Here is a 14713-nt window from a genome sequence, read left to right as displayed (position 1 = left end):
TGCCGCGTTTCAGCGACTTTTATAATTTAACATTTTGACTTGAATCTGTCAACAACTTTTTTCTTTCGTTCCTGACGACGCTTATTAATTTATCATATTACTAATCGATAAGTCAACGCTTTTTTAAAAAATGCCAAAATAAATTTATCTTGGCATTATATATAGCTTAATAATCACTAATGCAGCAACACCTGGCACCCCTAATAAACTTGATACTGTAGCTGTGCCCATGTTAATCGGAATATGAAAATCGAAATATGTCCCTGCAACATTCACAATAAATAGTAACGCTATACCTAAAGTGACATGAAAGAGTGCTTTCCCTATAAAACGTATTGGTTTAGCAGAAACACCAAAAACAAGAAAAATAAAAACCAAAGCAAGAATACCAACAATAATAATTGTAGAATTCATTTTTTCCTCCTTATGAATGACCTATACATATCCATTTGTATGGGACAAGACAATAAAAAAGAACATCTATAACATAACTCCTACCACTTCATCTTTATAACCTTTAATCAGTAATATTTCTTCTAAGCACTAACAATTAGATACAACTAATTCCATTCCCGCCGTTTCCTTCTCATCTGTATATCCCAAAAATAAAGTAGCCCTGTTACTCACAAATAAATCGATAAAAAGCAAAAGGTCCCGCTTTAAAAAGCAGGACCTTTTACCATTGTTCCATTTTCACAGGACGACGTTTTGCTTCTTTTAACAAGAAAAAATATTTCGCCTCTGCTATTTTTAAAGAACAAAGTACATCTTGAGACGGCTCAACACTTTGTTCAACCAGTCTCTTCTGACGTAGCCATTCATTCTTTACCTTTTCTAATAATACAATTAACTTATCGTCATACTCTTTACGCAACTTACCCTTTTTTTGAAAGAACATTTTCCCTTCTCCTCTTATATCTCTCTACGGCCTTCTAAAGCTTTCGATAGCGTTACTTCATCTGCATATTCTAAATCTCCACCAACCGGCAGACCATGTGCAATACGAGTTACTTTAATTCCTGTTGGCTTTAAGAGGCGGGATATGTACATCGCTGTAGCTTCCCCTTCAATATTAGGGTTTGTTGCTAATATCACTTCTTGTACCGTTTCATCTTGTAGTCTCTTTAATAATTGCGGGATATTAATATCCTCAGGTCCAATTCCCTCCATTGGAGAAATGGCACCACGCAAAACATGATATACACCTTGATATTCTTTCATTTTTTCCATCGCAATTACATCTTTCGGCTCTTGTACTACACAAATAACCGATTGATCCCTATGCGAATCGTCACAAATATAACAAGGATCGCGGTCAGTGATATGTCCGCATACAGAACAATACGCTAAATCTCGCTTTGCATTCACAAGTGCTTTCGCAAAACCTAGTACATCATCCTCTTTCATATCTAACACGAAGAACGCTAATCGAACCGCTGTTTTCGGTCCGATTCCTGGCAACTTCATAAAACTATCGATTAATTTTGATATCGGTTCTGGATAATGCATATATCAATATCCTCCTAGAACATTCCACCTGGTAAGTTCATGCCTTTTGTAAATTTGCCCATTGTAGAGTTTGAAAGTTCATCAACCTTTTTAAGTGCATCATTCGTTGCAGCTAATACTAAGTCTTGTAACATTTCGATATCTTCTGGATCTACAACTTCTTCTTTAATTTTCACTTCAAGAACTTGCTTATGACCATTTGCAATAACAGTAACCATTCCGCCGCCAGCTGTACCTTCAACTGTTTTTTCGCCAAGCTCTTCTTGCGCCTTCGCCATGTCCTTTTGCATCTTTTGCATTTGTTTCATCATATTATTCATATTTCCCATTCCGCCACGCATCATAATTAATTCCTCCTCATTATTATTACTCTTTTATTTCAATAAGTTCTTGCCCTACTAATTTTACAGCCTCTTCTATAAGAGGATCTTCTTTTTGTTCTGGGCTTTCTTCAGAATCCCCGCCTTCGCGTTGTAAAAAGTCTTCACGAATTTTACCCCATTCACTTTTTGGGATAGCAATCATATTTAACCTTTTACTTAACAATTCAAAAAGAGTTTGTTCCAATGTATCCATCGCTTCTCGATTTTCACTAGCCATTTTGCAATGAATCTCATATTGAAATGCTAACACATAGGTATCATCCGAAGCCGCAACTGGTTCACTATTTTCTAATAAAACAGCAAATGCTACTTTGTTATGTGACTTGAGCCTTCCTAATAATTCGCCCCATACAGCTTTTAACTGTTCTAAATCTTGACGCTTCGCTTGCTTTAACACTTCATTCACACGTCCAACAGGAATTTTCATACTTCCTGTTCGTACCGGTTTTGGTGTTGCCCGCGTCTCTCTTACTTCCTGCTGCACACCAGCTGGCACGCCATTCTTTTTAACTTGCTCTAACTCTTTCTCCAGCTGCTGCATCCTGTTCATAATCGCTTGTAAACGATCTGCGCCGTTTGCTTGCATCATAAACTGCTGACACAGTTGCACCATAACAACTTCCAAGAATATTCTTGGATGGTTTGTCCACTTCATCTCCTGTTGTCCCTTACTAAGGGTATGAATAATTTCATAGATTACTTCCGGTTGCATTTCTTCACTTAACGTACGGAATTGATCATCTACAATTACCCGTTCCAACATATGTTCTAATTGTGGTGAAGTTTGATATAAAAGCATATCACGATAGTAGTAAATGAAATCCTCCATAAAGCGAACCGGATCTTTCCCTTTACTCATCATCTCATCTATAATACGTAACGCTCTTGATACATCATTTTCACGTATACATTCTACCAGGTCACCTAAATATCGCTGAGATACAGATCCTGTTACAGCTAAAACATCTTCACTCGTCACCGTCTCATCACTATAAGAAATAGCTTGATCGATAAGACTGAGCGCATCACGCATACCACCTTCGGCGGCACGCGCTACGATTTGTAACGCTTCATCTTCTACCTGCGTACCTTCATTTGTTACAACTGTCGATAACCTCTCAACGATATCATTTACTGATATCTTTCGAAACTCAAAACGCTGACAACGCGAAATAATTGTAGCTGGAATCTTATGCGGTTCTGTTGTCGCCAGAATAAAAATAACATGTCCTGGCGGCTCTTCTAAAGTTTTCAAAAGCGCATTAAAGGCACCCATAGAAAGCATGTGAACTTCATCAATAATGTATACCTTATATCCTACAGCACTTGGAGCATATTTTACTTTATCTCTTATATCTCGAATTTCATCTACACCGTTATTTGAAGCCGCATCAATTTCTAATACATCTGAAATAGACCCTTGTGTAATTCCTAAACAAGAAGGACATTCATTACAAGGTTCAGCTACCGGGGCGTGTTCACAGTTAATTGCCTTTGCAAATACTTTCGCAATTGTCGTTTTCCCTGTTCCCCTCGGCCCAGAAAACAAATAAGCATGTGAAGCTTTCTCTTGAAGAAGGGCATTTTGCAACGTTTTTGTCACGTGCTTTTGACCGACTACATCTTCGAATTTTTGCGGTCTCCATGTTCGGTATAACGCTTGGTATGACACGAAAATACGGCCTCCCTCAAAGGTTATTATCTCATTTATTATAACCCATTCTGTTTATAGATTCCAAAAGTTATTTTCCATACAAAAAACCCACCTTTATATTAAGGTGAGTTTTGTATACATATATAACTGCCGTGCACCTTCTGTCGATTACGTACCATAAGCGTTACTCAAGCAGTTAGCTCGGTTCAGGCACTCCTGCGGCACACGAGAAAACCCGCTTATTGCTGCTTCCTTCCGGACCTGACAAGGTTCACGGGGTCCCGTTGCGCAGGACCCAAACGTCAACACCACTTACTTAAGGCAGACCTTACAGCAGCATAACCTCGAGAAGGGATTCGGCCTCGCTAGAGCGGATTGCGAGTATAGGGCACCGCTACCTCCCCGCTTAGCACGGCAAAGTTAAAACCAATATTCGGTTGCCTTGGATAAGGCATTATCAGTATAACTTGTTTTTTTACAAAATGCAAATACGTTAGTTACCATTACTTTTCTCTAGTTTTTTCGCTTCTTTTCTTTTCTTACGAAGCTCCCTAAAAAAAATCGTTAACAACGTACCACATTCCTCTTCAAGTACACCAGCCACTACTTCACACTGATGATTAAAACGCTCATCAGTTAAAAGATTCATCAATGTACCTGCACATCCACCTTTCGGATCGCTCGCACCATATACAACCCGTTTTACACGCGATAAAACAATTCCCCCTGCACACATTGGACAAGGTTCTAATGTTACATATAACGTTGCATCTTCTAAACGCCATGTACCTAATTTTTTGCAAGCTTCATCAATAGCTAAGAGCTCGGCGTGAGCTATTGATCTCTGTTCAGTTTCTCTTAAGTTATGTGCGACACTAATCACTTCACCATCTAGCACAATTACAGCACCAATTGGTACCTCTTGTATCGCCTCCGCCTTCTTCGCTTCCTCTATTGCTAACTTCATAAAATATATATCTCGCTCCATAATATAGTCCTTTCACCAAAAATAAAATACACTTTTTCATTTCTTGCAGGTGGGATAACTTTTACAAATTCAATCCAACCTAAAGAAGAAAGAGAGGGAATTACATATGAAAAATACTGCCTTACTCATTATCGATATGATTAATGATTTTCAATTCTCCCACGGACCCATCCTGGCACAGAAATGTGAAATTATAAAGAACCCCATTTTACAATTAAAGGACACCATGAAATCATTGGGCTATCCAATAATTTATGTCAATGACCACTATCAACTTTGGAGATCTGATATTGATCAACTTATTACTCATTGTACAAATGAGTATAGTCAAAATATTATCGAGGCCATTGCTCCGCATACTGACGATTACATTTTTATTAAACCACATTACTCTGCTTTTTATGAAACACCTTTGAATTCTTTATTAGGTTATTTGAAAATTGAAAATCTCATTTTAACAGGAATTGCCGGGAACATATGCATCCTTTTTACAGCTAATGATGCCCATATGAGAAATTATACACTTTATGTACCACGGGATTGCATCGCTTCTAATAACGAGCAAGATAATGAACATGCTTTAAAAATAATGGAAGCTACATTAAAGGCAAATATTGTACCGTCATCCCAAATAAAATTTAATTAATACATATCTATTTTCTAACTTTTTATATCAAATTAGTCCGCTCGCTCCCCTCTTGTGCTACAATAATTCTGTTTTGTGTTTTTAGTAGTCACGGTAAATCACTGATTGAAAGGAGGAAACAGCGTGACCGGAGTACCATTTATCACGGTTGAAGGACCAATTGGTGTTGGAAAAACTTCACTTGCGAAGGAACTTTCAACTCACATGCAACTCCACTTACTAAAAGAGATTGTTGATGAAAATCCTTTTTTAGGAAAATTCTACGAAGACATCGACGAATGGAGTTTTCAAACAGAGATGTTCTTTCTTTGTAATAGATACAAACAACTAGAGGATATTAACATAAAGTATTTGAATCAAAGGAAGCCTGTAGTAGCAGATTATCATATATTTAAAAATTTAATTTTTGCATCCCGTACATTAAAAGATTCTCAATATGACAAGTACATGCAAATTTATCGCATTCTTACGCAAGATATGCCTGTACCAAATGTCATCGTTTATTTAACAGCGAGCCTAGAAACATTACAAAAAAGAATTGCGATGCGCGGAAGAGAATTCGAAAAAAACATGGATCCAAATTACTTGCTACAGCTTACAAAAGATTACGAAACAGCAATGGATGCTTTCAAAAATGACCATCCAGATATTCCAGTATTGAAATTTAATGGAGACGATATGGATTTTGTAAGAAATCCTGATGATTTAAATGTCATCTTATCCGCTCTTCAAAATACTCTCTTGAAGGAGTCGAAATAACAATGAATTTAAGGCAAAAATATGATATACCAAATGATGCAGTTATCACTATTGCTGGAACAGTAGGTGTCGGTAAATCAACTATGACAACTGCATTAGCTAACGCTTTAGGTTATCGTACATCTTTTGAAAAAGTAGATTCCAACCCATATTTAGACAAGTTCTATGCTGATTTCACACGCTGGAGCTTTCACTTACAAGTGTATTTTTTAGCAGAACGATTTAAAGAACAAAAAAGAATTTTCGAATATGGTGGCGGTTTTGTTCAAGACCGTTCTATCTATGAGGACACTGGTATTTTCGCAAAGATGCATCACGAAAAGGGCACAATGACTGAAACTGATTATGAAACATACAAAGGTTTATTTGATGCTATGGTCATGACTCCTTACTTCCCTCATCCAGACTTATTAATTTACCTAGAAGGCTCGTTTGATGATATTGTCGATCGTATTCAAGAACGCGGACGTCCAATGGAGCAGCAAACACCAATTGAGTATTGGGAAGAGATGCATGGACGTTACGAAAACTGGATTAATAACTTTAATTCATGCCCTATTTTACGCTTAAATATTAATGAGTACGATATTTTAAAAGATGGCGATTCAATCGAACCAATCATTAAAAAAATTGGACATTTTTTAAAACAAACACGTAAACTTGTAAAATAAAAAACCCGTGCATATGCACGGGTTTTCCTATGAAATTACTTTTTCTTTTTTGTCGAAGCAATAATTTCACTCTCTGGCTTTCCAGCATTAATACGTTGACGAACAGTACTCGTACTAATATCATATGTTTCAGCAATCTCTTTAACAGTCATTTCTTTCCCATTAATTACTGCTGTTAGTAATTTCCCTGTACGTTTTGGAGTTACTTCTTTTTGCACCGCTGGTTTTTCAGCTTCTTTTGGCACCTCTACTTTTTTTGCAACCTGTTTTACATCACAAGTGCAACCACAAAGTTTACGGAATGTATCATCACTTATAATGCGTGACACATTTGCACCACTGTTTAAAATTCTATTGTTCTTACAGACAGGACATTGTACATAATATAAAGTTTTTCCATCTAAAGGAAACGTTTGTATAATAAGATCCATGTTAACTCCTTTCATATCTATGAAGATAATCATCGGAATATGAGTGTGTAATAAGGACATTATATCCTTACATCATACTTTACGATTGGTTTTAAAATAAAAACTCGTTACGTGTTGGTAACGAGTTCTCCAATCTCCACTTATATGCGCTGTTGTCAATTATATCTGGAGGAGGTAGAGGGATTCGAACCCCCGCGCGACTCTCGCCGCCTGTCGGTTTTCAAGACCGATCCCTTCAGCCAGACTTGGGTATACCTCCATATTGACATCAAATATAATATCAAAAGAAAAACAGTTAGTCAACCCTACTATAATAAATTATGAGGAAAGGAAAATTTTACTTTTCCTCTCCTTGATGACACTGCTGACAACGTCCATAATTACCAATCACTCATACCGATGAATGTTTTAACTTATTTAATAACTGCTTTTCCTCCCATATAAGGGCGAAGAACTTCTGGAATTATAATTGTACCATCTTCTTGTTGGTAGTTCTCTAAAATAGCTGCCACTGTACGTCCAATTGCAAGACCAGATCCATTTAGTGTATGAACATGTTCCGGTTTGCCATTTGGCTCACGGCGGAAACGGATATTCGCGCGTCTCGCTTGGAAGGCCTCAAAATTACTACAAGAAGAAATTTCACGATATGTACCATAGCTTGGAATCCATACTTCAATATCGTATTTCTTCGCTGCTGTAAATCCTAAATCTCCTGTACACATGCTCATAACGCGATATGGCAACTCTAATAATTGTAACACGCGCTCTGCATCATTTGTTAATTTTTCTAACTCTTCGTAAGAATCTTCTGGTTTCACGAACTTCACAAGTTCAACTTTATTAAATTGGTGTTGGCGAATTAAACCGCGTGTATCACGACCAGCTGAACCTGCTTCAGAACGGAAGCATGAGCTAAACGCAGCATATCGTATCGGCAATTGCTCTTTACTCACAATCTCATCACGATGCATATTCGTTACAGGTACTTCAGCTGTCGGGATTAGGAAATAATCTTCACTTTCAATACGGAATGCATCTTCTTCAAACTTCGGAAGTTGTCCTGTTCCTGTCATACTTGCACGGTTTACCATATAAGGAGGCAATACTTCCTCATATCCATGCTCATCAGTATGAAGGTCAAGCATAAAGCTAATCAAAGCACGTTCTAATCTTGCACCAGCACCTTTGTAAAATACAAATCGGCTTCCTGTTACTTTCCCAGCACGTTCAAAATCTAAAATCCCTAAATCAGTAGCAAGGTCCCAATGTGGTTTTGGCTCATAAGTAAATTCTTTCACTTCTCCCCAAGTACGTGCTACTACGTTATCATCCTCTGTTTCACCTATTGGAGCAGATTCATGAGGGATATTTGGGATAGATAGCATTAATTTTTCTAAATCTTCTTCAACTGTACGAAGCTCATTATCAAGATCTTTTACTTTTTCCCCAACTTCACGCATTTCTAGAATTAGAGCTTCCGCATCTTTCTTTTCACGCTTTAATACTGAAATTTGTTGAGATACTTCGTTACGTTTACTTTTTAGTTCTTCCGTTTGAACAAGTAGCTCTCTTCTTCTCGTATCAAGTTCTTCAAAGCGACCAAAATCCGTTAAATCTTCGCCTCTATGCTGTAATTTTGCTTTTACTTCTTCAAAATTCGTACGTAAAAATTTAATATCAAGCATTATATACTCCTCCTTTTATTTTATAAAACACAAAAAACTCTCGTCCCTATACAAAGGGACGAGAGTTAACCCGCGTTGCCACCCTAGTTGAAAGCATTACCGCTTTCCTCTCAAGTAGAAATAACGGCTCTTCACCGGGAATGCTTACTAATCAAAAGATATTCCACATTCCATTCCAGGATGGATTCACAAACTGTTTCTATCGATTTCCACCAACCATCGACTCTCTATAAGAAACAACATCTGTTACTACTTCCTATCAACACGCTTATTTTATAAAATTGTTACCATCAATTTACTATAATCTTATACAAGTTGCAAGTTACTTATACAACTTTTTTCATTTTCGCTTCTTTTACCATTTCTACAAAGTATGCTGTTACACGATGATCATCCGTTAATTCCGGATGGAAAGAAGCAGCTAAAAACGGTCCTTGCCTTACCGCTACCATTCGCTCGCCGTGCGTAGAAAGTACTTCAACATCATCAGCTACATTTACAACATACGGAGCACGGATAAATACACCAACAAAGTCTTCTCCCACACCTTTCATTGAAAGTGCAGCTTCAAAACTATCTCTTTGGCGTCCGAACGCATTGCGCTCAACCGTAATATCCATAGCACCAATATGTGATTCTTCATAGCCAATAAGCGTTTTCGCAAGAAGAATCATTCCTGCACATGTACCAAACATTGGTTTACCAGACCTCGAAAATGTACGAAGAGGCTCCATGAAAGCATACTTATCAATAAGACGGCGCATTGTTGTACTTTCACCGCCTGGTAAAATAAGACCATCAATTTCTTCAAGTTGTTCTATACGCTTTACAACCACAGCTTCTGCACCACTTGCTTCAACTGATTTCACATGCTCACGAACAGCACCTTGAAGACCTAGTACACCGATTTTCACCATTTTAAAGATCTCCTTTAATTACCATCCACGCTCTTGCATGCGTTGTTCTGGTAATAACGTTGAAATTTCGACACCTTTCATTGCATTACCTAATCCTTTAGAAAGGCTTGCAATTAGTTCGTAATCTTCATAATGAGTCGTTGCTTCAACGATTGCACGTGCAAATTTCTCTGGGTTCTCTGATTTGAAGATACCAGATCCAACAAATACACCATCAGCACCAAGTTGCATCATTAACGCTGCATCTGCAGGTGTTGCTACACCACCTGCTGCAAAGTTTACAACTGGTAGGCGACCAAGGCGTTTAATTTCAAGTAGTACTTCATAAGGAGCACCAGTATTTTTTGCATATGTCATTAACTCATCTTCACGTAGATTTGCAACTTGACGGATTTCTGCATTGACTTGGCGCATATGACGCACTGCCTCTACAATGTTTCCTGTTCCAGGCTCACCTTTTGTACGAAGCATAGATGCACCTTCTGCAATACGACGTGCAGCTTCTCCAATATCACGGCAACCACATACAAACGGAACTGTGTAATCACGTTTATTTAAATGGTATACTTCATCAGCAGGAGTTAATACTTCACTCTCATCGATATAGTCTACCCCTAATGATTCTAATACACGTGCTTCTACAAGGTGACCGATACGGCATTTTGCCATAACCGGAATTGACACAGCACCCATAACTTCTTCAACAATTGTTGGATCTGCCATACGAGAAACGCCACCTGCTGCACGAATATCTGCAGGTACACGCTCTAATGCCATAACAGCAACTGCGCCTGCCTCTTCTGCAATCCTTGCTTGCTCAGCGTTAACTACGTCCATGATAACGCCGCCTTTTTGCATTTCTGCCATTCCACGTTTTACACGTTCTGTCCCTGTTACATTTGTCATGTACAAAAACCCCCCTAGGTGAATTGCTTTCCCCCGTTAAAGAAGAAAATTAAGAATACTCTTACATTCTACCACTAACTATCTGATGCTTGTCCACTACTTTTTCATAAAGTCGGTATGAAAAATAGGAATAAGAAAAAGCTCCTACAATGAGGAGCTTTTAAAACCAACCTTTTACTGTATCAGCAGCACTATTCCACATACCACTAAAGAAAGAACCAATTCCGCGCATAGAACGTGTGAACCAGCCTGCCTCTTCTACTTCAGATTTTGTTACAAGGTCTACTTGTAATGATTTTCCTGATAAAAATCCAGGATCATTACTATCTTTAGACGTTACAACCATTTGGCCAAGTGCAACTCCCTTTTTCAGAGGTGCTTCTTGTCCCTTATTTCCTTGTTTAAATTCTGTTTTATAAACGTCTTTACTTCCCTTTGGCACCGGAAGTGAAACAGCTTGCTTCGTTTGAACTGCTACATCTTTATCTTTCGCATTTTCAACTCTTACCGTTTCTTTTCCTTTGACCGAAGAACCTTTTTCATACATTTTCTTCATTTCAAAGTTAGCAAAGCCATAATCATATAATTTCTTCGTCTCATCGAAACGCGCTGTATGAGAACTTGTTTTAATAACTACAGAAATAAAACGCATACCATTTCGTTCAACCGTACCAGTGAAGCAGTCCCCTGCTTCTGGAGTTGATCCTGTTTTTAGACCATCTACTCCGTCATATTCTTTAACTAAACCCTTTAACATCCAGTTCCAGTTCGACATCCCAAATTTCTCTTTTTCTGGACGGAAAACTTTTTTCGGGATTTTTGCTGTATCTAACACTTTTGGATAATCTTTAATTAAATGTTGCGCTAAAGTTGCAACATCCTTCGCAGACATTTTATTTTCTTCATCCGGTGTTGTACCTTCAGGATGCATTCCTTTTAAATCTTTGTTCGTTAAACCCGTAGAATTAACAAATTTATAATTTTTCAATCCTAGTTCTTTCGCTTTATCATTCATCATTTTTACGAAATCTACTTCTTTACCTGCAATTGCTTCTGCTAATGCAATTGTTGCACCATTTGCAGAAAAAATTGCCATTGCCTCGTATAACTCTTTTACTGTATACAGGCCACCATTTTCTAATGCAACATTTGATAATGAAGCATCTTGTGAAATCTTATATGCATATTCAGAAACCTTAATTTTTTGATCCCACTTAAGTTTTCCTTTATCCACTGCTTCATGAACTAAATATTCACTCATCATCTTTGTCATACTAGCAATTGATAATAATTCATCTGCATTCTTTTGATATACAATTTTCCCAGAATTCGCTTCAACTAAAATCGCCGCACCTGCTTCGATGTTTAAAGCAGCTCCTGTTTCTGCTGATGCATTGCTATATGGTGCAAACATGCCAAAAGCTAGTGTAAGCACTGTTACCAACGCAATGAATCTTTTGCAAAACATACCTTTCACTTTTGCTACCCCCAATATCTATGTACTCACATAACCGTTATTCTAACATAATCAAAAAAAAATAGACAGAGATATCAAATCTCCGTCTATTTACATATAAGACATTATAATGAGTAGTTTGGAGCTTCTTTTGTAATCTGTACGTGATGAGGATGGCTTTCACGTAAACCAGCACCCGACATACGAATGAACTGCGCATTCTCACGTAAGAATTCTAAATCCTGTGCTCCGCAGTATCCCATACCTGCACGTAATCCACCAACTAATTGGTGAACTGTATCTGCTAAAGGTCCTTTATATGGTACTCGTCCTTCAATACCTTCTGGAACAAGTTTTTTGTTTCCTTCTTGGAAGTAGCGATCTTTACTTCCTTTTTCCATTGCTCCAACAGAACCCATACCACGATATACTTTAAATTGACGACCTTGGTAAATTTCAGTTTCTCCAGGGCTTTCAGCTACGCCAGCGAACATACTACCTAGCATAACAACGTGTGCTCCTGCTGCTAAAGCTTTAACCATATCACCAGAGTACTTAACACCGCCATCTGCAATAACTGGAATGCCGTGTTTACGAGCTTCAGTTGCACAATCATAAACTGCTGTTAATTGTGGTACACCAACTCCAGCTACAACACGCGTTGTACAAATAGAACCTGGTCCAATACCAACTTTAACTACATTTGCACCAGCTTCAATTAATGCTTTTGTCGCTTCAGCTGTAGCAACATTCCCAGCAATAATATTTAGTGCTGGATATTTTGCTCGAACTTCTTTTACTTTTTCAATAACACCTTGAGAATGTCCATGAGCTGTATCAAGTACAATTGCATCTACACTCGCTTTTACTAATGCATCGATACGAAGCATTGCATCAGCCGTTACACCAACTGCTGCTCCAACCAATAAGCGTCCTTGCTTATCCTTTGCAGAGTTTGGAAATTCAATTACTTTTTCAATATCTTTTATTGTAATAAGCCCTTGTAATACACCGCTATTATCAACAAGAGGAAGCTTTTCAATTTTATACTTTTGTAAGATTTTTTCAGCTTCTCCTAGTGTAGTACCAACTGGGGCTGTAATTAACTGTTCTTTTGTCATTACGTCAGAAATTTTGATTGAGTAGTCTTGGATAAAGCGCATATCACGGTTTGTAATAATACCAACTAATTTTCGCTCATCTAAATTATTTACAACTGGTACACCTGAGATACGGTATTTTCCCATAAGATGTTCCGCATCATATACTTGATGTTCTGGAGTTAAAAAGAATGGATCTGAAATAACGCCGCTTTCAGAGCGTTTTACCTTGTCAACTTGCTCTGCCTGATGCTCAATAGACATATTCTTATGAATGATTCCTAAACCGCCTTGACGAGCCATTGCAATAGCCATATCAGCTTCTGTTACTGTATCCATTCCTGCACTAATTAACGGGATGTTTAACTGTAAGCTTTCAGATAAAACTGTTTTAACACTTACTTCTCTTGGTAATATATCTGACCTCGCTGGTACAAGTAATACATCATCAAAAGTCAAACCTTCTTTAACAAATTTAGATTCCCACATAATTTTTCCCCCCATGATACCAGAAATTATTATTAGTAGCTTATCAATTGGTTAAAATACTGTCAAGGACGTATATATATGTTAGAATTTTTAGACAATAAAAGGAGCGTAATATATGCATCAAACACATTGTACTTGGCAGCAATTAAGTTTCTTCTTTTCATCTCAAAATGTACAACGTTATCTTGCCCGTTGTTATGAAAAATTCTCCATACAAGATGCTGAAAAAAAAAGTTTTGAAAACTGTTATCCCTTTATTTACTACTTAGAACATGGGAAAAATTATTATGAATTATATAAGGTGGCCCCCTTTTCGATTCAGCCGATGTTGTTATTTTATGGAATTAGCCAACTATTTAAAGCTTGCTTGTTAACTATTGATCCTAACTACCCAGAATCAACTACCGTTTTAGCTCATGGCGTTACAACTCGTAAACGAAAAAAACAGGGGTATCATTTTTTAGAAGATGAGGTGAAAATACAGAAAAATGGATTGTTTACTCACGTTGCAGAACAACTGTTTCACATGAAACACTTAGAAGCGGAGAAGTTTAATATGTTAGAGCTAATGGGAAATATCCCTGAATTACAAAATTTATTTCGCTATAGTCAAAAAGGATCAACTTTATATAAAATCGATTCAATAAATAAAAATGAACTCTCTTTTTCGGTAGATATACTGGATCGATTACATATGACTACAGAGAGATTTTCGCGTTACATTGAGTCAACTTGTAAGCATTTATCTATACAACATATCCCTAAAAAAACTAGTGGATCAAATATATTTTTTACTGCACCTATCGACTCATGGAATCCTATGTATAGCACCCCTTTTTACTATGAACAGCTCACTGATACTTATTATTTACCACTTACGAACAATCCTAGAAATCCTAAACCAGTATTACCTGAGCTCCTTGTTCATTACTTATTGCTCTATAATTTAAGCATGATTTCTAGGTATGAAACTGATTGGTGGTATGACCTACTTGGAAGCTACGGCTCTGAAGATTATCCGTTTATTTATCAATTTCTTAATATTTCTGCTCAAAAAATCCCTTACTACATTTCAGCATTTTTACTAAGAGAGCCTAGCCTATTTCATGGGAAATA

Annotated in this window: 16 protein-coding genes, 1 tRNA gene, 1 other RNA gene and 1 other annotated feature; of the genes, 4 read left to right on the top strand and 14 right to left on the bottom strand. The window is 37.4% G+C overall.

The genetic code is table 11. From position 1 onward, the window contains the following. Positions 1-144: 144 nt before the first annotated feature. From FT637_RS28370 to tadA, 7 genes are all read right to left on the bottom strand, one after another. Positions 145-414, bottom strand: a complete 270-nt coding sequence (locus tag FT637_RS28370) for a pro-sigmaK processing inhibitor BofA family protein (protein WP_002063354.1) — start codon at positions 412-414, stop codon at positions 145-147. 262 nt (positions 415-676) lie between these two features. Next, positions 677-898, bottom strand: a complete 222-nt coding sequence (locus tag FT637_RS28365) for a YaaL family protein (RefSeq protein WP_002009631.1) — start codon at positions 896-898, stop codon at positions 677-679. 14 nt (positions 899-912) lie between these two features. Then, on the bottom strand, positions 913-1509 hold the full coding sequence (gene recR, locus FT637_RS28360; RefSeq protein WP_002159648.1) for a recombination protein RecR: 597 nt from the start codon (positions 1507-1509) through the stop codon (positions 913-915). Between the two features lie 14 nt (positions 1510-1523). After that, the gene (locus FT637_RS28355) at positions 1524-1850 is read right to left on the bottom strand and encodes a YbaB/EbfC family nucleoid-associated protein (RefSeq protein ID WP_170935248.1); all 327 of its coding nucleotides are present in this window, start codon (positions 1848-1850) and stop codon (positions 1524-1526) included. A 25-nt stretch (positions 1851-1875) separates the two neighbouring features. After that, positions 1876-3564: a DNA polymerase III subunit gamma/tau gene (gene dnaX, locus FT637_RS28350; RefSeq protein ID WP_002029302.1), complete on the bottom strand. Its 1689-nt coding sequence runs from the start codon at positions 3562-3564 to the stop codon at positions 1876-1878. 132 nt (positions 3565-3696) lie between these two features. Then, an RNA gene (ffs, locus tag FT637_RS28345) (signal recognition particle sRNA large type) lies at positions 3697-3961 on the bottom strand. Between the two features lie 78 nt (positions 3962-4039). Next, positions 4040-4534, bottom strand: coding sequence for a tRNA adenosine(34) deaminase TadA (tadA, locus tag FT637_RS28340; RefSeq protein WP_193649083.1), 495 nt, complete (start codon positions 4532-4534; stop codon positions 4040-4042). Positions 4535-4640: 106 nt separating this feature from the next. Between tadA and FT637_RS28335 the strand changes: the two genes are divergently transcribed. The 3 genes from FT637_RS28335 (at position 4641) to FT637_RS28325 (ending at position 6610) form a co-directional block, all read left to right on the top strand. After that, positions 4641-5180, top strand: coding sequence for an isochorismatase family cysteine hydrolase (locus tag FT637_RS28335; protein ID WP_193649082.1), 540 nt, complete (start codon positions 4641-4643; stop codon positions 5178-5180). A 123-nt stretch (positions 5181-5303) separates the two neighbouring features. After that, positions 5304-5939 (top strand): deoxynucleoside kinase, encoded by a 636-nt coding sequence (locus tag FT637_RS28330; protein ID WP_193649081.1) that lies wholly within the window; start codon positions 5304-5306, stop codon positions 5937-5939. Between the two features lie 2 nt (positions 5940-5941). Next, positions 5942-6610, top strand: coding sequence for a deoxynucleoside kinase (locus tag FT637_RS28325; protein ID WP_193649080.1), 669 nt, complete (start codon positions 5942-5944; stop codon positions 6608-6610). 35 nt (positions 6611-6645) lie between these two features. Here FT637_RS28325 and FT637_RS28320 read toward each other — a convergent pair whose 3' ends face one another. The 7 genes from FT637_RS28320 to guaB all read right to left on the bottom strand — a co-directional run bounded on the left by FT637_RS28320 (position 6646) and on the right by guaB (position 13597). Next, the gene (locus tag FT637_RS28320) at positions 6646-7041 is read right to left on the bottom strand and encodes a DUF3797 domain-containing protein (RefSeq protein ID WP_193649079.1); all 396 of its coding nucleotides are present in this window, start codon (positions 7039-7041) and stop codon (positions 6646-6648) included. 166 nt (positions 7042-7207) lie between these two features. Further along, positions 7208-7300: transfer RNA gene (locus tag FT637_RS28315), tRNA-Ser, on the bottom strand. Between the two features lie 154 nt (positions 7301-7454). Beyond that, complete coding sequence (serS, locus tag FT637_RS28310) at positions 7455-8729, bottom strand: serine--tRNA ligase (RefSeq protein ID WP_193649078.1); 1275 nt, start codon at positions 8727-8729, stop codon at positions 7455-7457. A 51-nt stretch (positions 8730-8780) separates the two neighbouring features. Continuing rightward, positions 8781-9001, bottom strand: a binding site (T-box leader). Positions 9002-9055: 54 nt separating this feature from the next. Next, positions 9056-9646, bottom strand: a complete 591-nt coding sequence (gene pdxT, locus FT637_RS28305) for a pyridoxal 5'-phosphate synthase glutaminase subunit PdxT (RefSeq protein WP_193649077.1) — start codon at positions 9644-9646, stop codon at positions 9056-9058. 18 nt (positions 9647-9664) lie between these two features. Then, on the bottom strand, positions 9665-10552 hold the full coding sequence (gene pdxS, locus FT637_RS28300; protein ID WP_002107268.1) for a pyridoxal 5'-phosphate synthase lyase subunit PdxS: 888 nt from the start codon (positions 10550-10552) through the stop codon (positions 9665-9667). A gap of 160 nt (positions 10553-10712) precedes the next feature. Continuing rightward, a complete protein-coding gene (locus FT637_RS28295; protein WP_193649084.1) occupies positions 10713-12020 on the bottom strand; it encodes a serine hydrolase in 1308 nt (435 codons plus the stop codon). Positions 12021-12133: 113 nt separating this feature from the next. Further along, positions 12134-13597 (bottom strand): IMP dehydrogenase, encoded by a 1464-nt coding sequence (guaB, locus tag FT637_RS28290; protein ID WP_193649076.1) that lies wholly within the window; start codon positions 13595-13597, stop codon positions 12134-12136. A gap of 115 nt (positions 13598-13712) precedes the next feature. Between guaB and FT637_RS28285 the strand changes: the two genes are divergently transcribed. After that, positions 13713-14713: YaaC family protein (locus FT637_RS28285; protein ID WP_193649075.1), on the top strand; the 1001-nt coding region annotated here is incomplete at its 3' end.

The sequence above is a fragment of the Bacillus cereus genome (assembly GCF_015071065.1).
In the GTDB taxonomy this organism is placed as follows: domain Bacteria; phylum Bacillota; class Bacilli; order Bacillales; family Bacillaceae_G; genus Bacillus_A; species Bacillus_A cereus_BA.
Note: the sequence above shows the minus strand (reverse complement) of the source record. Positions and strands in the feature narration are given on the sequence as shown.

Bases quoted from the DNA above. Each gene is read 5' to 3' on its own strand.
- FT637_RS28370 (WP_002063354.1), bottom strand. From the start codon at position 414: ATGAATTCTACAATTATTATTGTTGGTATTCTTGCTTTGGTTTTTATT.
- FT637_RS28365 (WP_002009631.1), bottom strand. From the start codon at position 898: ATGTTCTTTCAAAAAAAGGGTAAGTTGCGTAAAGAGTATGACGATAAG.
- recR (WP_002159648.1), bottom strand. From the start codon at position 1,509: ATGCATTATCCAGAACCGATATCAAAATTAATCGATAGTTTTATGAAG.
- FT637_RS28355 (WP_170935248.1), bottom strand. From the start codon at position 1,850: ATGCGTGGCGGAATGGGAAATATGAATAATATGATGAAACAAATGCAA.
- tadA (WP_193649083.1), bottom strand. From the start codon at position 4,534: ATGGAGCGAGATATATATTTTATGAAGTTAGCAATAGAGGAAGCGAAG.
- FT637_RS28335 (WP_193649082.1), top strand. From the start codon at position 4,641: ATGAAAAATACTGCCTTACTCATTATCGATATGATTAATGATTTTCAA.
- FT637_RS28325 (WP_193649080.1), top strand. From the start codon at position 5,942: ATGAATTTAAGGCAAAAATATGATATACCAAATGATGCAGTTATCACT.
- FT637_RS28320 (WP_193649079.1), bottom strand. From the start codon at position 7,041: ATGGATCTTATTATACAAACGTTTCCTTTAGATGGAAAAACTTTATAT.
- serS (WP_193649078.1), bottom strand. From the start codon at position 8,729: ATGCTTGATATTAAATTTTTACGTACGAATTTTGAAGAAGTAAAAGCA.
- pdxT (WP_193649077.1), bottom strand. From the start codon at position 9,646: ATGGTGAAAATCGGTGTACTAGGTCTTCAAGGTGCTGTTCGTGAGCAT.
- pdxS (WP_002107268.1), bottom strand. From the start codon at position 10,552: ATGACAAATGTAACAGGGACAGAACGTGTAAAACGTGGAATGGCAGAA.
- FT637_RS28295 (WP_193649084.1), bottom strand. From the start codon at position 12,020: ATGTTTTGCAAAAGATTCATTGCGTTGGTAACAGTGCTTACACTAGCT.
- guaB (WP_193649076.1), bottom strand. From the start codon at position 13,597: ATGTGGGAATCTAAATTTGTTAAAGAAGGTTTGACTTTTGATGATGTA.